General features: G+C 73.4%; 22 protein-coding genes and 1 pseudogene. 11 read left to right on the top strand and 12 right to left on the bottom strand.

Annotated features, from left to right (window positions below; translation table 11 throughout):
* Nucleotides 1–31: 31 nt before the first annotated feature.
* The 5 genes from AY578_RS02830 to AY578_RS02810 all read right to left on the bottom strand — a co-directional run bounded on the left by AY578_RS02830 (nt 32) and on the right by AY578_RS02810 (nt 4,711).
* Nucleotides 32–421 (bottom strand): MarR family winged helix-turn-helix transcriptional regulator, encoded by a 390-nt coding sequence (locus tag AY578_RS02830; RefSeq protein ID WP_136237288.1) that lies wholly within the window; start codon nt 419–421, stop codon nt 32–34.
* Nucleotides 422–514: 93 nt separating this feature from the next.
* Nucleotides 515–1,546: a LacI family DNA-binding transcriptional regulator gene (locus tag AY578_RS02825; RefSeq protein ID WP_028960343.1), complete on the bottom strand. Its 1,032-nt coding sequence runs from the start codon at nt 1,544–1,546 to the stop codon at nt 515–517.
* Nucleotides 1,543–2,436, bottom strand: a complete 894-nt coding sequence (locus AY578_RS02820) for a carbohydrate ABC transporter permease (RefSeq protein ID WP_258901948.1) — start codon at nt 2,434–2,436, stop codon at nt 1,543–1,545. Before AY578_RS02820 ends, AY578_RS02825 begins: the two co-directional genes overlap by 4 nt.
* Nucleotides 2,433–3,395, bottom strand: coding sequence for a carbohydrate ABC transporter permease (locus AY578_RS02815; protein WP_028960341.1), 963 nt, complete (start codon nt 3,393–3,395; stop codon nt 2,433–2,435). Before AY578_RS02815 ends, AY578_RS02820 begins: the two co-directional genes overlap by 4 nt.
* Nucleotides 3,392–4,711: an ABC transporter substrate-binding protein gene (locus AY578_RS02810; protein ID WP_215048633.1), complete on the bottom strand. Its 1,320-nt coding sequence runs from the start codon at nt 4,709–4,711 to the stop codon at nt 3,392–3,394. The genes AY578_RS02815 and AY578_RS02810 overlap by 4 nt, the downstream gene beginning before the upstream one ends.
* Before the next feature lie 207 nt (nt 4,712–4,918).
* Here AY578_RS02810 and AY578_RS02805 point away from each other — a divergent pair, with 207 nt between their 5' ends.
* From AY578_RS02805 to crcB (AY578_RS02780), 6 genes are all read left to right on the top strand, one after another.
* The gene (locus tag AY578_RS02805; protein WP_258901947.1) at nt 4,919–6,940 is read left to right on the top strand and encodes a beta-galactosidase; all 2,022 of its coding nucleotides are present in this window, start codon (nt 4,919–4,921) and stop codon (nt 6,938–6,940) included.
* A 108-nt stretch (nt 6,941–7,048) separates the two neighbouring features.
* Nucleotides 7,049–8,608: a glycosyl hydrolase 53 family protein gene (locus AY578_RS02800; RefSeq protein ID WP_258901946.1), complete on the top strand. Its 1,560-nt coding sequence runs from the start codon at nt 7,049–7,051 to the stop codon at nt 8,606–8,608.
* Nucleotides 8,609–8,783: 175 nt separating this feature from the next.
* A complete protein-coding gene (locus AY578_RS02795) occupies nt 8,784–9,041 on the top strand; it encodes a helix-turn-helix domain-containing protein (protein ID WP_202415592.1) in 258 nt (85 codons plus the stop codon).
* Nucleotides 9,042–9,128: 87 nt separating this feature from the next.
* Nucleotides 9,129–9,572 (top strand): fluoride efflux transporter CrcB, encoded by a 444-nt coding sequence (gene crcB / locus AY578_RS02790; RefSeq protein WP_028960337.1) that lies wholly within the window; start codon nt 9,129–9,131, stop codon nt 9,570–9,572.
* The gene (locus AY578_RS02785) at nt 9,569–9,931 is read left to right on the top strand and encodes a putative PII-like signaling protein (RefSeq protein ID WP_019526878.1); all 363 of its coding nucleotides are present in this window, start codon (nt 9,569–9,571) and stop codon (nt 9,929–9,931) included. The genes crcB (AY578_RS02790) and AY578_RS02785 overlap by 4 nt, the downstream gene beginning before the upstream one ends.
* Nucleotides 9,928–10,302, top strand: a complete 375-nt coding sequence (gene crcB, locus AY578_RS02780; RefSeq protein ID WP_019526877.1) for a fluoride efflux transporter CrcB — start codon at nt 9,928–9,930, stop codon at nt 10,300–10,302. Before AY578_RS02785 ends, crcB (AY578_RS02780) begins: the two co-directional genes overlap by 4 nt.
* Nucleotides 10,303–10,304: 2 nt before the next feature.
* Here the strand turns inward: crcB (AY578_RS02780) and AY578_RS02775 are convergent, their stop codons facing one another.
* Nucleotides 10,305–11,411 carry a fatty acid desaturase family protein gene (locus AY578_RS02775; RefSeq protein ID WP_258901945.1) on the bottom strand — a complete coding sequence of 369 codons (1,107 nt, stop codon included), beginning with the start codon at nt 11,409–11,411 and terminating at the stop codon, nt 10,305–10,307.
* A gap of 175 nt (nt 11,412–11,586) precedes the next feature.
* Here AY578_RS02775 and AY578_RS02770 point away from each other — a divergent pair, with 175 nt between their 5' ends.
* Together AY578_RS02770 and AY578_RS02765 are read left to right on the top strand one after the other, a co-directional pair.
* Nucleotides 11,587–12,342, top strand: coding sequence for a FadR/GntR family transcriptional regulator (locus tag AY578_RS02770; RefSeq protein WP_051101716.1), 756 nt, complete (start codon nt 11,587–11,589; stop codon nt 12,340–12,342).
* Nucleotides 12,342–13,346: an asparaginase gene (locus AY578_RS02765; RefSeq protein WP_136237280.1), complete on the top strand. Its 1,005-nt coding sequence runs from the start codon at nt 12,342–12,344 to the stop codon at nt 13,344–13,346. Before AY578_RS02770 ends, AY578_RS02765 begins: the two co-directional genes overlap by 1 nt.
* A 585-nt stretch (nt 13,347–13,931) precedes the next feature.
* Here AY578_RS02765 and AY578_RS02760 read toward each other — a convergent pair.
* Nucleotides 13,932–15,095: a D-alanyl-D-alanine carboxypeptidase family protein gene (locus AY578_RS02760; RefSeq protein ID WP_106432541.1), complete on the bottom strand. Its 1,164-nt coding sequence runs from the start codon at nt 15,093–15,095 to the stop codon at nt 13,932–13,934.
* Between the two features lie 169 nt (nt 15,096–15,264).
* On the opposite strand from AY578_RS02760, the gene AY578_RS02755 reads away from it, so the two are divergent.
* Both AY578_RS02755 and AY578_RS02750 read left to right on the top strand, forming a co-directional pair.
* Nucleotides 15,265–16,011: a class I SAM-dependent methyltransferase gene (locus AY578_RS02755; RefSeq protein ID WP_258901944.1), complete on the top strand. Its 747-nt coding sequence runs from the start codon at nt 15,265–15,267 to the stop codon at nt 16,009–16,011.
* Between the two features lie 67 nt (nt 16,012–16,078).
* Nucleotides 16,079–16,876 carry an acyl-CoA thioesterase gene (locus AY578_RS02750; protein ID WP_258901943.1) on the top strand — a complete coding sequence of 266 codons (798 nt, stop codon included), beginning with the start codon at nt 16,079–16,081 and terminating at the stop codon, nt 16,874–16,876.
* Here AY578_RS02750 and AY578_RS02745 read toward each other — a convergent pair.
* From AY578_RS02745 to AY578_RS02725, 5 genes and pseudogenes are all read right to left on the bottom strand, one after another.
* Nucleotides 16,846–17,614 (bottom strand): annotated as a pseudogene (locus AY578_RS02745) (GntR family transcriptional regulator). The gene AY578_RS02750 and the pseudogene AY578_RS02745 sit on opposite strands and share 31 nt — an antisense overlap.
* Nucleotides 17,615–17,783: 169 nt before the next feature.
* A complete protein-coding gene (locus AY578_RS02740; protein WP_258901942.1) occupies nt 17,784–18,752 on the bottom strand; it encodes an acetylxylan esterase in 969 nt (322 codons plus the stop codon).
* Between the two features lie 138 nt (nt 18,753–18,890).
* Nucleotides 18,891–19,472 (bottom strand): Rv1733c family protein, encoded by a 582-nt coding sequence (locus AY578_RS02735; protein ID WP_210637896.1) that lies wholly within the window; start codon nt 19,470–19,472, stop codon nt 18,891–18,893.
* 176 nt (nt 19,473–19,648) lie between these two features.
* Nucleotides 19,649–20,404 (bottom strand): ferredoxin reductase, encoded by a 756-nt coding sequence (locus AY578_RS02730; RefSeq protein WP_258901941.1) that lies wholly within the window; start codon nt 20,402–20,404, stop codon nt 19,649–19,651.
* A 16-nt stretch (nt 20,405–20,420) separates the two neighbouring features.
* Nucleotides 20,421–21,026 (bottom strand): sulfite oxidase-like oxidoreductase, encoded by a 606-nt coding sequence (locus AY578_RS02725; RefSeq protein ID WP_019526866.1) that lies wholly within the window; start codon nt 21,024–21,026, stop codon nt 20,421–20,423.
* A 615-nt stretch (nt 21,027–21,641) separates the two neighbouring features.
* Here AY578_RS02725 and AY578_RS02720 point away from each other — a divergent pair.
* Nucleotides 21,642–22,439, top strand: a complete 798-nt coding sequence (locus tag AY578_RS02720) for a putative protein N(5)-glutamine methyltransferase (RefSeq protein WP_019526865.1) — start codon at nt 21,642–21,644, stop codon at nt 22,437–22,439.
* Nucleotides 22,440–22,449 lie beyond the last annotated feature (10 nt).

Below are 22,449 nucleotides of genomic sequence, written 5' to 3'. Positions count from 1 at the left end.
TCCGTGCGTCAGGCGCGGGCCGATTTCCGTGTCAGTCGCCGAGCGCCCGGGCCAGGGCGGCGCGCTGGAGCGGGAGGGTCTCGGTGTGCAGTTCGCGGCCGCGCGCGGTGAGCTGCACGTAGACGCCGCGCCGGTCCGTCGGGCAGGTGCTGCGCTCGACCAGGCCGTGCCTCTCCAGACGGGCGATCAGCCGGGACAGCGCGCTCTGGCTCAGATGCACCCGGCCGACCAGGTTCTGCACCCGGCACAGTTCGCCGGGCGGGGGAGTGGCGGACGCGAGCAGGTCGAGGACCTCGAAGTCGGAGGCGCCCAGGCCGTAGGGGTGGAGGGCGCGGTCGATCTCGCCCTGGGTGCGGGCGTGCACGGCGAGGATGTCACGCCACCGTTCCTCGAGCCGTGCCTTGTCGGTCGTCCCTGCCATACGGGAACCGTAACATTTGTTCGAAATTCAATGAATGGCCTGGCGGGAGCGGAACGAGCGGCCTGGCGAGCCCGACCGAATGCCCCGGAAGGGTCAGGCAGACGCCCGTTTCACCAACTCGGTGGGCAGGATGACCGCCGCCGTGTCCTCGCCGCCGATCTGCGCCAGCAGCACCCGCACCATCTCGGCGCTGATCCGGTCCCAGGGCTGGCGGATCGTGGTCAGCGCCGGGCTCACCGCGACCGCCGCGGGGCTGTCGTCGAAGCCGCCCACCGCCACGTCCTCGGGCACCCGGCGGCCCGCCCGCTGCAACGCGGCCAGCACGCCCTGCGCCATCAGGTCGGACGCCACGAACACCGCGTCCACGTCCGGCGCCTGCGCGAGCAGCCGCTCCGCGGCCGCCTCGCCGCTCGCCCGGCTGTAGTCGCCGGACACGATCAGCCGCTCGTCCTCCTCGACGCCCGCCTCCGCGAGCACCTCCCGGTAGCCGGCCAGCCGCTCCACCCCGCCCGGGGTGTCCAGCGGGCCCGTCACCACGCCGATCCGCCGCCGCCCCAGGCCCAGCAGGTGCCGCACCATGTCGCGGGCGCCGTCCCGGTCGTCGGCCGCGACGTAACTGACCTTCGAGCCCAGCCCGATCGGCTTGCCGCACGCGACCAGCGGGACGCCCGCCGCGCGCAGTTCCTCCGCGACCGGGTCGCCGGAGTGGCTGGACACCAGCAGCACCCCGTCCACGTGCCCGGCGGTGATGTACCGCGTGATCCGCCGCCGCTCGTCGTCCGTGCCGGCCAGCATCAGCAGCAGCGGGATGTCGTGCGCGGCCAGTGCCTGGGTGCACCCGCGCAGCAGCACGTTGAAGTTGGGGTCCTCGAAGAACCGCTCCTGCGGCTCGGTCAGCAGGAAGCCCACCGAGTCTGAGCGGCCGGTGATCAGGGAGCGGGCGTGCCGGTTCACCACGTACCCGGTGCGGCGGATCGCGGCGTTGACCGCCTCCGCCGCGGCGGGACTGACGTAGTGACCGCCGTTGAGCACGCGTGACACGGTGCCGCGCGAGACCCCGGCCTCGCGCGCCACGTCGTGGATCGTCGGCGGCCTGCGCCTGCCCCCCGTGTTGCCCATGGTCACGACTTTACGGCCCCGGACAGCAGATCCAGACTCCAGAACCGCTGCACGACCAGGAACAGCGCCACCAGCGGCACCACCGCGAGGAACGCGCCCGTGATCACCAGCGTGTAGAGCGCGGGCTGGCTCGAACCCTGCTCCAGGAGCGTGTACAGACCCAGGGTGACCGGGAACTTCTCGTCGTCGCTGAGCATCACGAACGGCAGCAGGAAGTTGTTCCACACGGCCACGAACTGGAACAGGAACACCGTCACCAGACCCGGCAGCATCATCGGCAGCGCGACCCGGGTGAGGATCCGCCACTCGCCCGCCCCGTCCATCCGGGCGGCCTCCACCACGTCCGACGGCACCGCCGCGGCGGCGTAGATCCGCGCGAGGTAGACGCCGTACGGGGAGAGGATCTGCGGCAGCAGCACGGAGAGGTACGAGTCCGTGAGGTCCGCCTCCGCCATCAGCAGGTACTGCGGGATCGCCAGGATCACCGGCGGCATCAGCACCCCCGCGAGCAGGACGTTGAACACCGTCTCGCGGCCCCGGAAGCGGTACGTGGCGAGCGCGTAGCCGCTGACGGCGGACACGCACGTCGACAGCAGCGCGCCCAGCCCCGCGTACACGGCGGAGTTGGCCATCCACTGCCAGTAGACGCCCTCACGGTAGGAGTTGAGGTCCGTGAGGTTCTCGGCGAAGCCGGTGCCGGGCCAGAAGGTGAACGTGGAGAACAGCTCGCGGCCGGACTTGGTGGACGCGATCACCACCCACATCACCGGCAGCAGGCAGTACACCGCCCCGAGCAGCAGCGTCACCGTCGGAATCAGCGCGATCCGGCGGCTCGGTCTCGGGCTCGGCACCGTGCCGTCCGCGGCCTCGGGGCGGGGGATGACGAGGGAGCTCATCGGCCCGCCTCCTGCTTCGTGCGTCGGTTGGCGGTGCGCAGGAACCCGAAGGACAGCACCAGGGTGGCGACCGCGATCAGCGTGGCCTGTGCGGCGGCGGCATGGATGTCGCCGTTGCCGAAGGCGTCCTGGTAGACCTTCATCAGCGGACTCCAGGTGGTGGACACGGAGTTGGTGAGCGGCTTGAGGGTGGTGGGCTCGCTGAACACCTGCAGCGTCGCGATGATCGAGAAGAAGAAGGTCAGCACCAGCGACGGCGCCACCATCGGGATCTTGATCCGCAGCGCGATCTGCAGCGGCGTCGCCCCGTCCAGCTTCGCCGCCTCGTACACCTCGGCCGGAACGGCCCGCAGCGCGGTGTAGATGACGATCATGTTGAAGCCGGTGCCGCCCCACACCGCGATGTTGGACAGCGCCGCGTACAGCGGACCGCCGTCCAGCAGGTCCGGCTGAGGCAGCCCCAGCGCGTCCAGCACGAAGGAGAACGGGCTGACGCTCGGCAGATACAGGAAGCCCCACAGCAGCGCCGCCACCACGCCCGGCACCGCGTAGGGCAGGAAGATCGCGAGACGGGTGAAGGGCGTGAGCCGGGCCCGCTCGGCGTCCAGCATCAGCGCGAACAGCAGGGCGAGCCCCAGCATCACCGGCACCACGAGGCAGCCGTAGCCGAGCACGCGCAGCGCGCCGTGCAGGAGTTCGCTGTCGGACAGCGCTCCGGTGTAGTTCTCCAGCCCTGCCCAGACCTCCTGGCGGGCACCGGCCCCCAGACCGAGCCCGGAGACCCGCACCTTGCGGAAGCTGAGCCACACCGCGTAGCCGATCGGCAGCGCGAAGAACAGCAGGAACAGCACGATCGCCGGTACCAGGAACAGATAGGGAGCCTGGCGCGTACGGCTCCGGGAGGGGCGGCCGTACGGGGCTGTCCGCGCCCCGTGCGGCCGGCGGGCGGGGGACTTCACTCCGCGACTCCGAAGCCCTGCTTCTTCAGGTCCGCGACCGTGTCCTCCTGCATGGCGTCCAGGGCGGCGGTGAAGTCCGACCTGTTCTTCGCGGCGGCGCCGAACGCGTTCTTGAACGTCGTGTAGGCGACGTTGACGTTCGGTCCCCAGGCGGACGGCGCGGTCGTCTCCGCGATCTCGGCGGCCTTCGTGTAGAAGTCGGGCTGGTTGGCGAAGAACTCCGGCGGCGTGGCGAAGGCGCCACTGGTCTGCGCGGCCGTGGAGGCGGGGTAGATGCCGCTCTCCTTCGCCAGCGCGTTGAGCGCCTGCGGGTCGGTGTTCAGCCAGGCCGCGAACGTGGCGGCGGCGTCCTTGTGCTTCGAGTCGGTGGTGACTGCGGTGGAGGAGCCGCCCCAACTGCCCGTGCGGTTCTCGCCCTTGGTCCACTGGGGGAGCGGGGCCATGGCCCACTTGCCCTTGGTGGCGGGCGCGGCGGTGGTGAGCGTGCCGGGCGCCCACACGGCGCTCACCCACGCGATCTGCTGCCCGGTGTCCAGCGCCTTGTTCCAGGCGGGCGTGTACATCGGCTGGTTGTCGATCGCGCCCTCCTCGACCAGGCCGCCCCAGAACGAAGCGACCTTCTTCGTCGCCGCGTCGTTGATGCCGACCTTCCACTTGTCGCCGGAGGTGGTCCACCACTGCGCGCCGGCCTGCTGGGCGAGGCCCGCGAACAGCCCGGAGTCGTTGGCGGAGAAGGTGGTCAGGTCCTTGTCGGGGGCTGCCTTCTTCAGCTCGCGCGCGGTGCCGGCGAACTCGTCCCAGGTGGTGGGGACGGTCAGCCCGTACTTCTTGAACAGGTCCTCGCGGTAGAAGAACATCATCGGCCCGATGTCCTGCGGCACCGCGTACACCGCGTCCGTGCCCAGCGTGGTCTGCTGCCAGACGCCGTCGGCGAACTCCTTCTTCGCGTCGCCGGCCTCGCCGGATATGTCGGCCAGCGCGTCGTTGCTGACCAGAGTGGGCAGCGCCTGGTACTCCGCCTGCACCAGGTCGGGCGCCTTGCCGGCCTTGTGCGCGGTGAGGATCTTGGTGACGAGGGTGTCGCCGGACGCCTGCTTCTTCACCGTGACGGTGATCTGCCGCTCCTTGCCGGGCCCCTTGTTCCACAGGTCCACGACCTTGTCCATGCCGGGGGCCCAGCTCCAGTACGTCAGCGTGACCGGACCCGACGCGGCGCCGTCGTCCTCGGACGACGAGCCGCAGGCGGCGAGCGCGGTGGCCCCGAGGGCCACGGCGACGGCGGAACTCACGAGGCGACGGCGCTTCGTGTACGGCATGGAAGTCTCCCCTGACCCGGGGCCCCCGCCGACTGCGGGGACCGGATGCGTGCGGTGCGCGGCTCGCGCCGGCGTCTGTGAGCGTTCACAGTAGAGAAACACATCGGACACTTGTCAATGGTTGATGCTGTGCGGTTATGTGGGCTCCACACCGTCGAGAATGTGTGTGCACGTTCCCAAGCGATCGATCACAACGGGAGACCATCGATGCCGGAGATCACCCGCAGGGGCCTCACCGGGCTCGCCTTCGGCGGGGACTACAACCCCGAGCAGTGGCCGGAGGCCGTCTGGGAGGAGGACGTGCGGCTGATGCGCGAGGCCGGCGTCACCCTGGTGAGCGTCGGCATCTTCTCCTGGGCCCTGCTCGAACCCGCCCCCGGCGCCCACGACTTCGGCTGGCTCGACCGCAGCCTCGACCTGCTGCACGACGCGGGGATCCGCGTCGACCTGGGCACCCCCACCGTGGTGCCGCCCGCATGGTTCTACCGCGCCCACCCGGACGCGCTGCCCGTCACCGCCGAGGGCGTGCGCCTGGCGTTCGGCTCCCGTGGCGCCATCTGCCACAGCAACCCCGCCTACCGGGCCGCCGCCGCGGACATCACCACCCGCCTCGCCGAGCGCTACGGCGACCACCCGGCGCTGGCGATGTGGCACGTCCACAACGAGTACGGCGTGCCCGTCTCCGCCTGCTACTGCGACACCTGCGCCGCCCACTTCCGCCGCTGGCTGGAGCGGACGTACGGCGGTGTCGACGCGGTCAACGAGGCCTGGGGGACCGCCTTCTGGGGCCAGCGCTACGCCTCGCTCGCCGAGATCGACCCGCCCCGCGCCACCCCCACGGTCGGCAACCCGGCCCAGGCGCTGGACTACCGGCGGTTCGCCGACGCCACCATGCGGGAGAACTTCACGGCCGAGCGGGACATCCTGCACCGCCTGTCACCCGGCGTCCCCGTCACCACCAACTTCATGACCGCCCTCAGTCAGTGCGACTCCGTCGACTACTGGGCCTGGGGCCGCGAGGTGGACCTGGTCACCAACGACCACTACCTGATCACCGACGGCCGCCGCACCCACGTCAACCTCGCCATGGCCGCCGACCTCACCCGCTCAGTCGCCGGCGGCGCCCCCTGGCTGCTGCTCGAACACTCCACCTCGGGCGTCAACTGGCAGCCCCGCAACCCCGCCAAGGCTCCCGGCCAGATGGCCCGCAACTCCCTCGCCCACGTCGCGCGCGGCTCCGACGGCGCCATGTTCTTCCAGTGGCGCCAGTCCCGGCGCGGCGCGGAGAAGTTCCACTCGGCGATGCTGCCGCACGGCGGCACCGAGACCCGCGTCTTCCGCGAGGTCACCGAACTCGGCGCGGCCGTACAGTCGTTGGCGTCCGTGCGGGGCACCCGCACCGAGGCGGACGCCGCCGTGCTGTGGGACTGGCAGTCCTGGTGGGCGCAGAACCTCGACTGGCGCCCCAGCCAGGACCACGACGCCCGCGAACGCGCCGACGCCTTCTACGAGGCCCTCTACGACCACCACCTCACCGTCGACTTCGCCCGCCCGGAGGGCGACTTGTCGAGGTATCCCCTTGTCGTCGTTCCCGCCCTGTATCTGATGACCGAGGCGGCCGGCGACAGCCTGCGCCGGTACGCCGAGGGCGGCGGCACGCTCGTGGTGTCGTACTTCTCGGGGATCGTCGACGAGCACGACGCCGTGCACGAGGGCCCCTACCCGGGCGCCCTGCGGGACGTCCTGGGCCTCACCGTCGAGGAGTTCTCCCCGCTGCTGGAGGGCGAGCGGGTGCGCCTGACCGGCCCCGGCGGCGCGGAGCTGCAGGCCGACGTGTGGACCGAGTTCGTGGTGCCGCGCGGCGCCGAGACCGTGTGGACGTACGCCGACGGACCGGCCGCCGGCCGCCCCGCGGTCACCCGGCACCGCCTCGGCGAGGGCACCGTCTGGTACGTCTCCACCCGGCTCGGGACCGACGGCCTCGCCACCGTCCTCGCCCGCGCCGCCGAGGACGCGGGCATCTCCCCGCGCGACGACCTGCCGCACGACGTCGAAGTGGTCCGCCGCAGCGGCGACTCCGGCCGCTTCCTCTTCGCGATCAACCACTCCGGCGCCGATGCCAAGGTCCCGCTGGAGACTCCCGGCACCGAGCTGCTGACCGGCGAGCGCGCGGCCGGACGGCTCGCGGTGCCCGCCGGGGCCGTCCGGGTCGTCCGGCTCGACGGCTGAACCCGACTCCCCTCCGCCCGCGCGGGCGTACGGCCGCGGGCGGAGGGGGCCCTCACCCACCGGGTGCGGGCGCTCCTTCCCCCCACGTCGAAGGGACGACGAACGCCGATGTTCCATCCCAGACGCACACTCCGGGCCCTGCTGCCGCCGCTCGTGGCGGGACTCACCCTCACCGCCCTGCCCGCCCCCGCCGCGACCGCCGCGCCCGCCCTCACCAATGCGGGCTTCGAGTCCGGCGGCACCGGCGCCGCGACCCCGGCAGGATGGTCCGAGTCCGGCGACACGGCGGCGTCCTACACCGAGGCGGGCGGACGCGACGGCGGCCACCGTCTCGCCCACTGGTCCTCCTCCGCCTACCGGGTCGAGACCTACCAGCAGCTCACCGGGCTGGCCGCCGGTGACTACCGGCTCACCGCCTGGGTTCGTTCCGGCGGCGGGCAGAACGCCGCGTACCTCGCCCTGCGCGACTGCGGGGGCGCCGAACAGCGCACCGGCCTGCCGGTGTCCGACTCGGGCTGGCTGCGGATCGTCGTGCCCGTCACGGTGAGCGGCGGCCGGTGCACGGTCGCCGTCGTCAGCGACGCCAACGCCGGCAACTGGATCAACGTCGACGACCTCACCTTCGAACGCGGCACCGCGGGCCTGGGCGTCAAGGGCGCCGACATCTCCTCCCTGCCCAAGAGCGAGGACCGCGGCGGGGTGTACCGCACGGCCTCCGGAACGGCCGGCGACCCCCTCGCCATCCTCCGCTCCTCCGGCATGAACTACGCCCGCGTCAAGGTGTGGGTGAACCCGGCCGACGGCTACAACGACAAGGCGCACGTCCTGGCCCTCGCCAAGCGCGTCAAGGCACGGGGCATGAAGCTGCTGATCGACTTCCACTACTCGGACGCCTGGGCCGACCCCGGCAAGCAGACCAAGCCCGCCGCCTGGGCCGGACACGGCTACGAGCAGCTCAAGAAGGACGTCCACGACCACACCCACGACGTGCTGAACGCCCTGAAGGCGCAGGGCACTACGGCCGACATGGTGCAGGTCGGCAACGAGATCAACGGCGGCATGCTCTGGAACGAGGGCACCGTCTCGAACTGGTCCCAGCTCGCCGGACTGCTCAACTCCGGCTACGCCGCGGTGAAGGCGGTCAGCCCGTCCACGTCCGTCGCACTGCACCTCGCCGAGGGCGGCGACCTCGACGGCACCCGCTGGTGGTTCGACCAGGCGGTCGCCCACGGGGTGCGCTTCGACGTCATCGGCCTGTCCTACTACGGCTACTGGCACGGCACCCTGCACGACGTGCAGACCACCCTCGACGACACGGCCGCCCGCTACGGCAGGCCCGTGTACGTCGCCGAGACGGCCTACCCGTTCCGGCTGGACAGCGAGGACGCGCTGGAGAACATCATCGACAGCGCGAGCGAGCTCGTCCCCGGCTACCCGGCCACCCCCGCCGGGCAGACCCGCTGGATGAACGACGTGGCGAGCATCGTGGAGGCCGTCCCCGGCGGACGCGGCCTCGGCGTCTTCTACTGGGAGGCCACCTGGACCGCCCGCCCCGGCAACGGCTGGGACCCGGCCGACCCGTCCTCCGGCAACGGCTGGGAGAACCAGGCGCTGTTCGACTACGACGACCGCGCACTGCCCGCCATGGAGTGGTTCCGTCACCGCTGACCCCCGCCGCGGTGACCGGGGCCGGCCCCCGGTCACCGCCGTCCGGTTCAACATCCCTGACCCACAAGGGCGTTGACTCCGGACAAGCTGCCCGCGGTACGGGACACGGGGACCCCGGGCGCGGCACAGTGGGAGGGCGCCGGAGACCAGGAAGCCCGGCGGGGAGGTGGACGACATGCCGAGAACTCCCGCCGACGGGACACGACTGCGCATCCTCGCCTGGCTGGGCGACCCGGACACCGCCGAACGCGGCCTCAGCGCGGACGACGTCGCCGCCCGCCTCGGTGTGCCCCGCCCCGCGGCCCTCACCCACCTCCACCTGCTCACCGCCCTCGGCCTGCTCCACCCCACCGGCCAGGACGACGGCCCCCGCTACCGCCGAGACGAGATCCGCCTCGCCGAGGTGACCGAGCTGTTCGAGAAGGGCTGGTAGCCCCGCCGGCGCCGCGAGCAGGTCCGGACGCCCCGCCTCCGACGCCTGGACTAGGCTGATCCCGTGCGAGTGGGAGGACGTACGACCGTGACCGCGGCGGACACCGGACGAGCCCGGGGCCGCTCCGCCGTACGGGCCCAGGCGCCTGTCGTCGCGGCGGTCGCTGTGGGCGGCGGAGTGGGAGCGGCGGCCCGGTACGCGGCCGTCGTGTGGTGGCCCGCCCCGGCGGGTTCCTTCCCCTGGACGATCCTGTGGGTCAATGTCCTCGGCTGTGCCGTGATCGGCGCGTTCATGGTCGCCGTCACCGAGGCGCGCACCGCCCATCGCCTGCTCCGTCCGTTCTTCGGCACCGGCGTCCTGGGCGGCTTCACGACCTTCTCGACCTACGCGGTGGACGTCCGCGGCCTGTTCGAGGCCGGCCGCCCCGGAAGCGCGCTCCTCTACCTGGCCGCCACTCCCGTCGTGGCCCTGACCGCCGTCTGGGCGGCCACCGCGGCCACCCGCCGGGCCCTGATCAGGAGGCAGTCATGACCACTCCGACGACCGACGGGCTGCGCCTCACGGTGCTGGTCGGCGAGTGCGACACCTGCCGTCACCGGCCGCTGTACTCGGAGATCGTCCACCGCGCGCATGCGGCGGGGCTCGCCGGAGCCAGCGTGTTCCGCGGCATCGAGGGCTTCGGCTCCTCGTCGCTCGTGCACACCTCCCGGCTGCTGTCACTGAGCGAGGACCTGCCGGTGGCGGTCGTCATGGTCGACACCGAGGAACGGGTGCGGGCCTTCCTGCCGGAGGTCGACGCGCTCGTCCCGGAAGGGCTCGTGTTCCTCGAACGGTGCGAGATCGTCCCCCGGCCCGGCAGCGACGACGCCGCGCGGGAGGGCCGGGCGTGACCTGGCTGTACGTGGTGCTCGGCGCGATGGTCGGGGCGCCGTTGCGATACCTCACCGACCGGGCCGTGCAGTCCCGGACCGGCTCCGACCTTCCCTGGGGCACGTTCACCGTCAACGTCGTCGGGAGTCTGATCCTCGGGCTGCTGGCCGGCGCCGCGGCCGCGGGCGTCGCCGGGACCGACGTGCAGTTGCTGCTCGGCACCGGACTGTGCGGCGCCCTCACCACCTACTCGACCTTCTCCTACGAGACCCTCCGCCTCGCCGAGGGCGGCGCCCTCGGGTACGCGGCCGCCAACGTCCTGGTGAGCACGGCGGCCGGCCTGGGCGCAGCCTTCGCGGGGGCGGCCCTGGCCGGGGCGGTGTGGCCGTAGAGTCAGCGCCCGGCCTCGCGCAGGGGCGCGCCGACCTCCCGCAGATGGCGCAGCGCCGTGCGGTGCGAGGCGAGGAGACCCGACCGGCAGTACGGGATGCCCAGCTCCGCGCAGTACCGCTCGGTGATCACCTGGGCCTTCGCCAGGGCCGGCGTCGGCATGCTGGGGAAGAGGTGGTGCTCGATCTGGTAGTTGAGACCGCCCATGAACACATCGGTCAGCGCCCCGCCGTCCACGTTGCGGGAGGTCAGCACCTGACGGCGCAGGAAGTCGAGTTCGCTGCCCTCCTCGACCATCGGCATGCCCTTGTGGTTCGGCGCGAACACGGAACCCAGGTACAGGCCGAACAGCCCCTGGTGCACGGCGATGAACGCGAGCGCCTTACCGGGGGACAGTAGTGTGAAAATTCCGCCGAAATAGACGGCGAAATGCGCGACGAGAAGGGTGCCCTCCAGGACGGGCCGTTTCATCGACGGGCTGCGCAGCGCCCGGAAACTGCTGAAACTCAGATTCAGGCCCTCGAGGGTCAGCAGCGGGAAGAAAAGGGCCGCCTGGTGTTTTCCGATGAACCGGGCGGGACCCTTGGCCTGCCGCGCCTGACGGCGTGACCAGACGATGATGTCGGGCGCGACGTCCGGGTCCTTGTTCTCATGATTCGGGTTCGCGTGGTGGCGGGTGTGCTTGTTCATCCACCAGCCGTAGCTCATGCCGAGCAGCACGTTCGCCACCATGAGACCGCCGGCCTCGCTCGGGCGGCGACGGGAGAACACCTGGCGGTGCGCCAGGTCGTGCGCGGCCAGCCCGAGCTGCCCGAACACGACGGCCAGCACGGCGGCGACGAACAGCTGGCCCCAGCTGTCGCCCAGCGCCAGGAACGCGGCGACGCTTCCGGCCAGCGCCACACCCACGGCGGTGAAACGCGCCGTGTAGTACACCGGGCGGCGGCGCAGCAGGCCCGCGTCGGCTATTCGCCGGGACAACTCGGAGAAATCACTTCCCCTTCCGGAGGTTTTCTCCCGTTCCCTTTTTCGTCCGTCCCCCTGAGGGTTTGTCTGCTTTTCGCCCTCGTCGGAGGAATGAATGCCGGCCAACGCCGTCGAATGTGCCATGCGCTCAGTATGGGGGTTCATTTCCCCGGCGAAGAAGGACGGTGGCCCCCGCATACGGCGGGACGGTCACCCCCAGGGGGAGAGGGGTGGTGGCCCCAGGACGGGGGTGTGGCCGGCGCCACCCCCGGCCCGCCCTCGCTTGACACTGCGCGCGGGCGGGCCGCACGATCGGCCCGTGAACCTGTCAGACAGCCAGACAGGTGGTGCGGGACCGCGGCGCGTCAGCGCGACGGAGGCGGTGCTCGCCCACCTCCGCGACGCCATCGAGCGCGGCGACTGGGCCATCGGCGACAAGCTGCCCTCCGAGGCGGAGCTGTGCCGCGAACTCCAGGTGTCCCGCCCGGTCCTCCGCGAGGCGCTGCGGGCACTCCAGACCATGGGCCTGACGGTGTCCCGCACCGGCAAGGGCACCTTCGTGGTCGCCGACGCCGTGCAGGACCCCACCTTCGGCGACTACACGGCCGCACACCTCATGGAGGTCCGCCGGCACGTCGAGATCCCCGTCGCCGGGTACGCCGCCCTCCGCCGCACGACGGAGGATCTGGACCGGCTGCGGGGCCTGCTGGCGCGGATGGAGGGGGAGACCGACACCACCGCCTGGGCGGCGATGGACACCCTGTTCCACCTCGCCCTTGCCGAGGCGGCCCAGAACCCCGTGTTCCGGCGAGTCATCGAGGAGATCCGGGACGCGCTGGCCCGCCAGTCCGCCTTCCTCAACGAGCTCGGCGGCCGCCGCGCCCACTCCGACCGCGAGCACCGGGCCCTCGTGGAGGCCCTGGCCGCCGGCTCCGAACCCGACGCCGTGCGCGCCATGACCCACCACCTCGACCGTGTCGAGACCACCCTCACCGACATCGTGCGCTCCGCGCGCACACCGGGCCCGCGCACCACCCCCGCGCCGGCCCGCCCCGACAACCCGCAGGCAGTGTGATGCACAGCAGTCTCCCCGCGGCCGCACCCCCGGTCCGCGCACCCCGCCACGCCCCCGTCGCCCACCTCGTACGCGGCGGGGTCGTCGAAGGCGTCCACTACGGCTCCGTCGTCGTCCTCGACGCCGACGGCACGGTGGGCTTCCGACTCGGCGACCCCGAGGCGGCGTTCTACCCGCGCTCCGCGCTCAAGCCCCTCCAGGCGGTGGCCATGGTCCGCGCCGGCCTCCCGCTCGACGGCGACCTGCTGTCCCTCGCGGCGGCCAGCCACTCCGGCGAGGAACGGCACCTGGACGGCGCCCGCCGCATCCTGGCACGGGCGGGCCTGACCGAGGGCGATCTGCGCAACGTCCCCGACCTGCCCTTCGACCCCGCCGTCCGGGACACCTGGGTGCGCGCGGGCCGCGGCCCCTCCCGGCTCGCCCAGAACTGCTCCGGCAAGCACGCGGCCATGCTGTACACGGCCAAGCTGAACGGCTGGTCGCTCGACGACTACCTCGACCCGGCCCACCCCCTCCAGCAGGCGGTCGCCGAGACCGTCGAGGACCTCACCGGGCGACGCGTCGCCACGGTCACCGTCGACGGCTGCGGCGCGCCGCTGTTCGCGGTGTCCCTGGAGGGCCTGGCCCGCGCGGCCGCCCGGATCGCGGGCGGCGCCCCTGGCACCCCCGAGGGCCGCGTCGCCGACGCGATGCGCACCCACGCCGAGATGGCGTCCGGGGCCGGCCGCGACGTGGCCGCGCTGATGCGCGCGGTGCCGGGGCTGCTCGCCAAGGACGGCTTCGAAGGCGTCCAGGTCGCGGCGCTGCCGGACGGCCGAGCGGTGGCCGTGAAGATAGCCGACGGCGCGGGCCGCGCCCGCATCCCGGTCACGGCGGCGGCCCTCACCCAGGCGGGCGTGGACCCGTCCCTGCTGACCGCGTTCGCGGGAGAGGCTGTGCTGGGCGGGGGGCGCCCGGTGGGCGGGGTCAGGCCGGTGGAGGAGCTGGGGGCGGTGTGCGTCTGAGACGGGGGTGAGCTGGTAGGCGGGCCTGGGCACGAGTGCCCGGGGGTAGGACAGCCGCTGCCCGCTGAAAGGGTGCCGCTGCGCCCACCCTCACCCACTCTCGGCTTCGCTCGAGCGGGAGGTACCCCCATCGCCCTGGGGGTACCTCCCAGGCGCTTGAGGCACTGGGGGATGCACGACTGCCCGCAGCTGCGGCGCCTCAAGGGGCGCGGGGAACTGCGCGCTCAGCCACGGACTGCCCGCACCGGCGTTGGAGGGGGTGCCGCTGCGCCCACTGCGGGAGGCACGACTGCCCGCGGCGGCGGGGTCCCTCAGGGGCGCCCGCAGCTGCGGGGTCCCTCAGGGGCGCGGGGAACTGCGCGCTCAGCCACGGACTGCCCGCACCGGCGTTGGAGGGGGTGCCGCTGCGCCCACTGCGGGAGGCACGACTGCCCGCGGCGGCGGGGCGCGGGTCGCCGCAAGCGGGCGGGGCGGCAGCACACCTCAGGGGCGCGGGGAACTGCGCGACCAGCCACGGACTACCCGCACGGGCGGGGTGTTTCAGGCGGGCCCACCCCGCTGAGCGGGCGGCAGACCAACCGCCCCTCAATCCTTCGGCACCGGCCCCCACCGCAGCCGCAGATACACCGCCACCCCGACCCCGCCCAGCAGCCCCGCCCCCGTGATCGTCCACCACACCGGAGGGCCCTCCGTGTCGCCCCCGCGCGAGGCGGACACCGCCACCGCGTCCGCCTCCGGGCCGCCCGGCGGGGCGCTGCGGAGGGCGTCCAGGGAGCCCACCGGATTGACGCGGCCGGCCGCGTCGAAGCCCCAGTCGAGGAGGGCCCGCGCCTCCTCGTAGACGGCGTGGCCGTCGCCCGAGCGGGGGTTCATGACCGTAGCCACCAGGGTCCGCCCGTCGCGGCGGGCGGCGGCGACCAAGGTGTTGCCCGCATGGCTCGTGTAGCCGTTCTTCACCCCGACCAGCCCCCGGTACGGCGCGACCCCGTCCGCCCCCGTGAGCAGCCGGTTGGTGTTGACGATCGGATAACTCCCGCCGTCACGGGCGGGAAAACTCGCCTCCGCCCGCGCGCAGTACTCCGCGAACTCGGGACTCCGCAGCCCCGCCCGGCCGAACACGGCCAGGTCGAACGCCGACGACACCTGACCGGGCGCGTCGTAGCCGTCGGGCGACTTCACGTGGGTGTCGCGGGCGCCCAGGGCCCGCGCCTTCTCCTCCATCCGCTCGGCGGTCGTCCGCCAGCCGCCGCTGAGGGCCGCCAGCACCCGCACGGCGTCGTTGCCGGAGTTCAGGAACACCCCGTTCCAGAGGTCGGAGACGCGGTACGTCCGGTACTCGGCGACCCCGACGAGACTGCTCCCCGGGCCGATGTCCTCCAGCTCCTCCGGGTCGACGCGGTGCCGGATGCCCGACGGCAGGGCCGGCATCACGGTCAGCGCGAACAGCGTCTTGAGGGTGCTCGCGGGCGGCAGCTTGCGGTGCGCGTCGTGCGCCGCGAGCACCGCGCCGGTGTCCGCGTCGGCGACCAGCCAGGCACGGGCGGACAGGTCCGGGACCTCGGGCGCCCCCGCGCGCGGACGGACATGCGTGCCGGGCCGGTACAGCAAGGACGCGGGCGCGTCCGTCGTCCGCGGCGCCGGGTCGACGCCGGGTCCGGTGGCCGCGGCCGCGGGCGCGAGCGCCAGCAGGCCCGCCGCACAGAGCACGCACCCCGACACGGCCGTCCGCGAAGCAAGTCCGATAGTCATATCGCAAACGTAGGAAGGGCCGTCCCGATCACCGCGCTGCCCCGGCCGGGCGCCGCGCGCGAGCACTCGGATGCCCTTCCCGGCTTGCGAAGGCCCGCCGCCGGGGGGTTCGGTCGTGGCGCCCGGCAGTTCCGAGGCGGCCCCGGCCGCCGCGCTCTACGCTGGGCGGATGTTCAGCCCCGAAGGCCCCCGACTGAGCGAACTGGCCGTCCAGGCGCTGTCGTCCGTCGAGCGCGGCTACGACCTCCTCGCCCCGAAGTTCGACCACACCCCCTTCCGCACCTCCGACTCCGTGCTGGACGCCACCGTCGCCGCGTTGCTGGAGTCCGGCCCCTACGGCACCGGGCTCGACCTGTGCTGCGGCACCGGCGCGGGCGTCGACGTGCTGCGCCAGGTGTGCCGGGACTCCGTCACCGGAGCCGACTTCAGCACCGGGATGCTGGAGGTGGCCCGCTCGCGCAGGCGGCCCGAGGGGCCCGACACGTCCTGGGTACGGGCGGACGCACGGGTGCTGCCGTTCGGACCGGAGTTCGACCTCGTGGTCAGCTTCGGGGCGCTCGGGCACTTCCTGCCGTCCGAGCTGCCGGGACTGTTCGCGCAGGTCCACAAGGTACTGCGGCCCGGCGGCCGCTTCGTCCTCCCGGTCGTCGCCCCGCCCCGGCCCGGCTCCCTCACCCACGCGATGCTGCTCGGCTTCGACGCCGTCATGCGCGTGCGCAACGCCGTGTGGCGCCCGCCGTTCGTCATGTACTACCTGGCCGTGCGTTTCGGCGACCTCTGGCACGGGCTGGAGAACGCGGGGTTCCGCGTGGCGTTCTGGCCCCTCCCCGAGTTCGGCCGCCGCCGTGACGGCAGCCCCAGGGTGCGGCTCGTCGTGGCGGAGAAGGGGGCGCGACGGGCGCCGCTCACCTCCTGAGTCTGTTTTTCAAACTCCACCTGGGAATCCGTTGGATTTTCCAACCCACCCGCCTAGAGTGGCTCGCGTGACGACGACTGCCCATGACGCGACGCAGATCGACCCCCGCTGGTGGTCCTGGGAGGGCATGCACGGCGGCTGGGTCGCCGGTGCGGCGCTGACCGCCGTACGCGACTCCTTCGTAGGCGGGGACCGGCCGGTGCGTTCGCTGACCACCCACTATCTGGCCCCGGTCGGGACCGGCCCGCTGCGCTTCTCCGGGACCGCGCCCGCGACCGGCCGGCGCACCGCCACCTGCCTGTTCACCGGGCATCAGGACGGCGAGCCCGTCGTCCTCGGCTCCGCGCTGTTCGGGCACGCCCGCGGCGGCCCCGCGCACGCCGGCCTCAGCGCCCCCGAGGTGCCCGGCCCGGGCGACTGCCTCCCCCTCGAGCTCCCCGCCGACCTGGCGCTGTTCGCCCGCCAGCTGGAGATACGCCCCGCCACCGCCGACCTCCCGCTGGCCGGCGGACCCCGGGCCGTGCTCGTCGCGTGGGTGCGCTTCCGGGACGACCGGCCGGTGGACGCGGCCGCCGTCGCCACCCTCGCGGACGTCCTGCCACCCGCCCTCTACGCCCGCTGGCGCACCCCGCGCCCGGTCCCGACCGCCGAGATGACCGTGCACTTCACCGACGCCCTCGACGACGGCCCCGCGCACGGCTGGAACCTGGTCCGCATCCGCGCCGACCACGCGGGCGGCGGCTGGGCGGTCGACGACAGCGCGGTGTGGTCGGCGGACTGCCGTCTCCTCGCTGCCGCCCGGCAGGCCCGCGTGGTGCGCGAGCCTATGGTCCCTCAGACCGCCGCCGGCACCATGAACTCGTAGACCAGCACGTCCTGCTGGGCGTCCATCACCAGTTCCGTCAGCTCCAGCGGCCGGTGGTGCTGGTCGCGCACCTGTCGGGTGACCCGCACCGACGGCGCGCCCTCGACACGGGTGATCGTGTCCCGGTGGTGCAGCGACAGGCCAGCCCGCCGCATCCAGTCGTACGTCCGGCGCAACTCGGCCGCGCCGGTGCCGTCGGCCCGGTCGCGGTAGCGGGCCAGCTCCTCCACCTCCGCGAGCGCCACCGCGGAGAACGATGTCACCGCCGTGCGCTGCTCCCGTACGCCGGGCGACGCGGACCAGTAGCGGTGCACGAGTGTGGGCCGGCCGGGTGCGAGCCCCAGGGGCTCCGCGTGGCCCGGCGGCGGAACCTCCCAGGCGACGGCGGCCCGCGGCCCCCCGCGCCACCGTGTCCCGACCCGCCTGCCGCGCGCCGAGCGGGAAACCGGCGGCGGCCGGCGCCTCCACCGGCATGCCCGGCAGCGCGGCATGACTGCCCCGCCGGTCGGTGGCGACCAGCCCCTCCCGCCGCAGCACCTCCAGCGCCTGCCGTACGGTCTCCCGGCTGACTCCGAAGTGCCCGGCCAACTGGCGCTCGCCGGGCAGCCGTTCGCCGGGCGGGACGGTGCCGGTGCGCAGTTCGCCGAGCAGTTCGGAGGCGACCCTCCGGTAGAGCGGCTCCCCGTCGGTGAGGGTCCTGCGGGTGTGGACATGCTGGTGCGGGGTGGTGCGGGCCATGCCGCGCCCTCCTGTTGGTGACGTTCCGTGGCCGTGCGGGCTCGTTGGGCCACCACATCTAGCATTGGTCTACACCAGCAGGGAAGCCCGGCCCGGCAGTTCGGCCGGAACCGTTCGGTCCGTCGAACAGTGCGAGCCGTCGGTCCGTGCGGCCCGTAGCACGTGGTCGTCAGACGCGGTCCCGCATCCAGCGCAGCTGCGCCGCCTCCTGGTACGGGCCGCCGCCCTCATGGTCGTTGAAGTCGTACACCTCGATCGTCTTGTCCTCGTGCGCCCAGGCGTTGAAGGCGGCGAACACCGTGGAGGGCGGGCATGTCTGGTCCTCCAGCGCCGCCGAGAACAGCGCGGGCGCGGTGCCGCGGGCGGCGAAGTGCACGCCGTCGAAGTACGACAGGGTGCGCCGCACGTCCGCCGCGCGGCCGCGGTGTGTCTTGAGGAAGTTGCCGATCTCCCGGTACGGGTTGCGGTCGGTGAGGGTCGTGGCGCGCGGGAAGTCGCACAGGAACGGCACGTCCGGCGCGACGCCCGCCAGGTCCGGGACGAGACCACCCACCGCGATCGTGATGCCGCCGCCCTGGCTCCCGCCCGTGACCACGGTGCGGCTCGCGTCGGCCAGCGGGTGCGACCGCGCCGCCTCCACCGCGCGCACCGCGTCCGTGAACACCCGCCGGTAGTAGTAGTTCTCCGGCGCGTCGATGCCACGCGTCATGTAGCCGGGGAACGCCGGTCCGGACCCGACCGGGTCCTCGGTGCCGCCGCCCCCGCCCCACGCGCTGCCCTGGCCGCGGGTGTCCATCACGAAGTGCGCCCGGCCGGTGGACGCCCACAGCAGGTGCTCGTGCGGCAGGCCGCGGCCGCCGCCGTACCCGACGAACTCCACCACCAGCGGCAGCGGTTCGGAGGCGCCGGCGGGCAGGATCAGCCAGGCCTTGACGAGGTGGCCGCCGAACCCGGCGAACGTCACGTCGAAGACCTCCACGGTCGTCAGTCCCGTGTCGACCGGCTCGAACCGCGCGTCAAGGTCGTGCCGGCGCGCCTCCTCCAGCGTCCCGGACCAGAACGCGTCGAAGTCCTCGGGCTCCGTGGACTTGCTGCGGTACGCGCGCAGCTTGTCGAGGGAAAGGTCGAACAGGGCCATCTGGGACCGCCTTCGTGAAGGGACCGTGCGAAGCGAGGACACGGTACGTGGATCATGCGGCGGCACGCCAGGGTGCGGGGGAGAAGGTCCAGGTGGCGGGACAGAAAGCGGTTGCCGTGCCGACGGCGCCCCAGGGTGTCAGACGCCGCGGTGCGTCCACAGCGGCCCGGTGCGGGCCCAGTCCCGCTCCCACTCCTCGAGCCGCCGCCGCAGCGCCACCCGCCGCGTCGCGCGGTGCGCCAGCAGCAGCACGGCCGCCGTGGAGCCGGCGGCCAGGGTGCCCATGCCGACCCCGTACTGCCACACCGACGCGTCGTCGACCGGCGGCAGCACCTCGCGGCCCCGGGAGTCCAGCCAGACGTGCACCGGGTCGCCGGGGCGGACATCCGCCGGGACCCGCGCCAGGGCCGTTCGCGTGCCGTCGTCCGGGTCCGTCCAGCGGACGGTCGCCCGGGACGCGTGGCGCCGCTCGGACTCGGTGGGGGAGTGCGCCTTCGAGGGGCGCTCCAGGACTTCGGCGCGTACGCGATGGCGATCGGCGCGCTGCTCGTCGGCCGCCGCCCGCGCGTCCTCGTACGCCCACCGGGTGGTGAGCACGCCCGCCAGCGGCACCGTCAGGCACAGCAGCACGGCCACGGCCACCGCCGTCCACGCCTCGACGACGTCCGACCGGCGGCACAGCGGGCCGCGCCGGCGCCGGGACAGCACCCGTGTTCGCATCCTTCGCCTCCCCTCGCCGTCCACCGCAGCCGAGGGGTGACAGGCCGAGCGGGGCGGCGGACCCAGCGGCTCCGGGGCGCGTCTCACGGCACGCGCGCGGAACAAGTGCGGTGCGGGTGCCCCAGCGACGGGCGCGCGAAACGACGCCTGTCCGGCGTGGGGTGGGTGAGGCCGGGTCAGCCGAAGCGTTCGATGCGGATGCGTTCCACCGGCTGACCTGCGGCCACCAGCAGCCTGGAGGCGTGCTCGGCGAAGGAGTTGGAGCCGCACACATAGGCCTCCCACCCACCGGGAGGCTGCTCGGCCAGGAGCGGCGCCACATGTTCGGCCGCCATACGGCCGACGGCCATACCCTCGGGGGCCGTCCGGGTGAACACCGGGGTGGTCTCCGGGCCGTACTCGTCCGCGTAGATCAGGTCCTCGGGGCTACGCGCCGAGACCAGCAGACGCAGGGGCAGCGTCAGGTTCCGGGCGCGGTGGTGGCGCACCATCGACATCAGCGGGACCACGCCCGAGCCGGCGCCCAGCAGCAGCGCGGGCCGGTCGCCCGGCCAGGCGAAGAAGCCGCTGAGCGGGCCGCGCATCTCGATCCGGTCGCCGGGGCGGGCCGCCGTGTGGAACCAGCCGGAGACCTCGCCGTCCCGCACATGGTCGAGGGTCAGCTCGATGTGCCCGGAGTCGTCCGGCGGAGAGGCGATCGAGTAGTGGCGCTGCGCCGTGTACCCGTCCTCCGCGACCAGCCGCACCATCAGGTGCTGCCCGGGCAGATGCCCCGGCCAGCCCGGCACCGCGAACCGGAAGGTCGACACGCGGGGCGTCTCCCGGCGGATCTCCGTCAGCGTGGCCGTCCGCCACACCGACGCGGTCTGCTCGCTCACGCCGATGCGTCCGGGCACGGCGAACCGTGTGGCCGGCGCGGTGGGCCGCGTCATCTGCTCAGTCACCTGGTCAGTCACCGGAGTACCGCTGCTCCTCCCACGGGTTGCCCCGCGCGTGATAGCCGTTGCCCTCCCAGAAGCCCGGCTCGTCGCGGTCCAGCAGCCGCAGGCCCGCGATCCACTTGGCGCTCTTCCAGAAGTACAGGTGCGGCACGATCAGCCGCGCGGGGCCGCCGTGCTCGGCGGGCAGCGGTTCGCCGTCGTACTCCCACACGATCCAGGCGCGACCGCCGGTCACGTCGGCGAGGGGGAGGTTCGCGGTGTACCCGGTGTGCGCGTACGCCACCACGTGCGTGGCCGACGGCAGCGGGCGGACCTGCTCCAGGAAGGCGTCCAGCGAGACGCCGCCGAAGCGCACGCCGAACTTCGACCAGCCGGTCACACAGTGGATGTCGCCCTCGTAGGCGTCGGCGGGCAGCGCGTGGGCCTGCTCCCAGTCCCAGGTGCGGGGCTCGGCCACCAGGCCGTCGATCCGGAAGGTCCAGTCCTCGGGCGCGAGGTCGGGGGTGACCTCGGCGGACAGGACGGGCCACTCGTCCCGCGCGTCGTACTGACCGGGCGGCAGCCCGGGGTTGTGCACGCGGGGACGGCCGGTGAAGCCTCTTGTGATGTTCACGTGATCGGCGATTCCGTTGCGGGTGGTGCGGGGGTTTTCCGTGTTCCACGGTACGTGGTGTGGGGCGTCGGTTCGGCACGGGGCGGTGTGGTGCGGTGCGCGGGCTGCTGCGACGGGGGCGCACCCTCGCCGTTTCGACGCGGTCGAGTGGCGGCTGCGGGCCGGTGGGGGTTGATCGCGCAGTTCCCCGCGCCCCTGACGGGGCGCTCCGCCTCCCCCAGTGCCTTGAGGGCCTGGGAGGGTGGGCACAGCGGCGCCCCAGCGGCGTCGCACTCTTGTCACGGTGCTCAGCCTCCTCCCCCGCAGACGCGCCGTTACAACGCCGTCGAGTGGCGGCTGCGGGCCGTCCGTTGCCGGTCGCGCAGTTCCCGGCGCCCCTGGAGGGGCGCTTCAGTGGGCGCGTCCGAGTGAGGCCGCGCGTCCCCGTGAAGCACCCTGCCGGCCCGGTGATCGTCCGGTAAGGTGGCCGTCCGGCCGGGGACCGACCCGGTCGTCAGCCAAGGAGGTGAGACCCATTACCGCTCGTCAGGTCGGGTGCTCTCACCTCGGAGCGACACGGTCCACCCGGAGCGGGTGACCCCGAGAGCGCCCTTCGGCTCCCGAAAGGCCAGGCTCTTGCCCCACCGTTCCGACCCTTCCCCCTCGTCCCGTGACGCCGTCGCGGCCACACTGCGCGCGGCGGGCTGCGTCTTCGCCGAGGACGAGGCCGACATGATCCTCGCCGCGGCGGACGGCGACCCGGGTGCCGTCGACCGGATGGTCACCCGCCGCGCAGCCGGACTGCCCCTCGAACTCGTCGTCGGCTGGGCCGAGTTCGGCGGCCGGCGCATCCTCGTCGAACCCGGCGTGTTCGTACCGCGCCGACGCACCGAATTCCTCGTCGAGCAGGCACTCGCTCTCGCGCCGGACGCCTCCGCCGTCGTGGACCTGTGCTGTGGCTCGGGCGCGGTCGGCGCGGCGCTGGCGGCCGCCCTCGGCGCGGTCGACCTGCACGCCGCCGACGTCGACCCGGCCGCCGTGCGCTGCGCCCGCCGCAACGTCGCGCCCCTCGGCGGCCACGTCCACCAGGGCGACCTGTTCGACGCGCTGCCCGCCCGGCTGCGGGGCCGCGTCGACATCCTCGCCGCGAACGTCCCGTACGTGCCCAGCGACGAGATCGCCCTCCTCCCGGCGGAGGCCCGCGACCACGAACCCCGCGCCGCCCTCGACGGCGGCACGGACGGCCTCGACGTCCTCCGCCGCGTCGCCGCGGAGGCCCCCGCGTGGCTGGCCCCGGGCGGTCACGTCCTCACGGAAACAAGCCCGCACCAGGCCCGCGCAGCCCTCTCCGTCTTCACCGAGGCAGGCCTCGACGCCGGCCTCGCGATCTGCGAGGAGCGCCCGGCGCGGGTGGTGATCGGCACACGGCGGTGACGGCGGGGCC

It is taken from the genome of Streptomyces thermocarboxydus (assembly GCF_024760485.1).
In the GTDB taxonomy this organism is placed as follows: domain Bacteria; phylum Actinomycetota; class Actinomycetes; order Streptomycetales; family Streptomycetaceae; genus Streptomyces; species Streptomyces cellulosae.
The sequence above is the reverse complement of the archived record's forward strand: the minus strand, read 5'-3'. Positions and strand labels throughout refer to the sequence as shown.

Coding starts and splice junctions, on each gene's coding strand:
- AY578_RS02830 (WP_136237288.1), bottom strand. CDS start 421: ATGGCAGGGACGACCGACAAGGCACGGCTCGAGGAACGGTGGCGTGAC.
- AY578_RS02820 (WP_258901948.1), bottom strand. CDS start 2,436: ATGAGCTCCCTCGTCATCCCCCGCCCCGAGGCCGCGGACGGCACGGTG.
- AY578_RS02810 (WP_215048633.1), bottom strand. CDS start 4,711: ATGCCGTACACGAAGCGCCGTCGCCTCGTGAGTTCCGCCGTCGCCGTG.
- AY578_RS02805 (WP_258901947.1), top strand. CDS start 4,919: ATGCCGGAGATCACCCGCAGGGGCCTCACCGGGCTCGCCTTCGGCGGG.
- AY578_RS02800 (WP_258901946.1), top strand. CDS start 7,049: ATGTTCCATCCCAGACGCACACTCCGGGCCCTGCTGCCGCCGCTCGTG.
- AY578_RS02795 (WP_202415592.1), top strand. CDS start 8,784: ATGCCGAGAACTCCCGCCGACGGGACACGACTGCGCATCCTCGCCTGG.
- AY578_RS02785 (WP_019526878.1), top strand. CDS start 9,569: ATGACCACTCCGACGACCGACGGGCTGCGCCTCACGGTGCTGGTCGGC.
- AY578_RS02775 (WP_258901945.1), bottom strand. CDS start 11,411: ATGGCACATTCGACGGCGTTGGCCGGCATTCATTCCTCCGACGAGGGC.
- AY578_RS02765 (WP_136237280.1), top strand. CDS start 12,342: ATGCACAGCAGTCTCCCCGCGGCCGCACCCCCGGTCCGCGCACCCCGC.
- AY578_RS02760 (WP_106432541.1), bottom strand. CDS start 15,095: ATGACTATCGGACTTGCTTCGCGGACGGCCGTGTCGGGGTGCGTGCTC.
- AY578_RS02755 (WP_258901944.1), top strand. CDS start 15,265: ATGTTCAGCCCCGAAGGCCCCCGACTGAGCGAACTGGCCGTCCAGGCG.
- AY578_RS02740 (WP_258901942.1), bottom strand. CDS start 18,752: ATGGCCCTGTTCGACCTTTCCCTCGACAAGCTGCGCGCGTACCGCAGC.
- AY578_RS02735 (WP_210637896.1), bottom strand. CDS start 19,472: ATGCGAACACGGGTGCTGTCCCGGCGCCGGCGCGGCCCGCTGTGCCGC.
- AY578_RS02730 (WP_258901941.1), bottom strand. CDS start 20,404: ATGACGCGGCCCACCGCGCCGGCCACACGGTTCGCCGTGCCCGGACGC.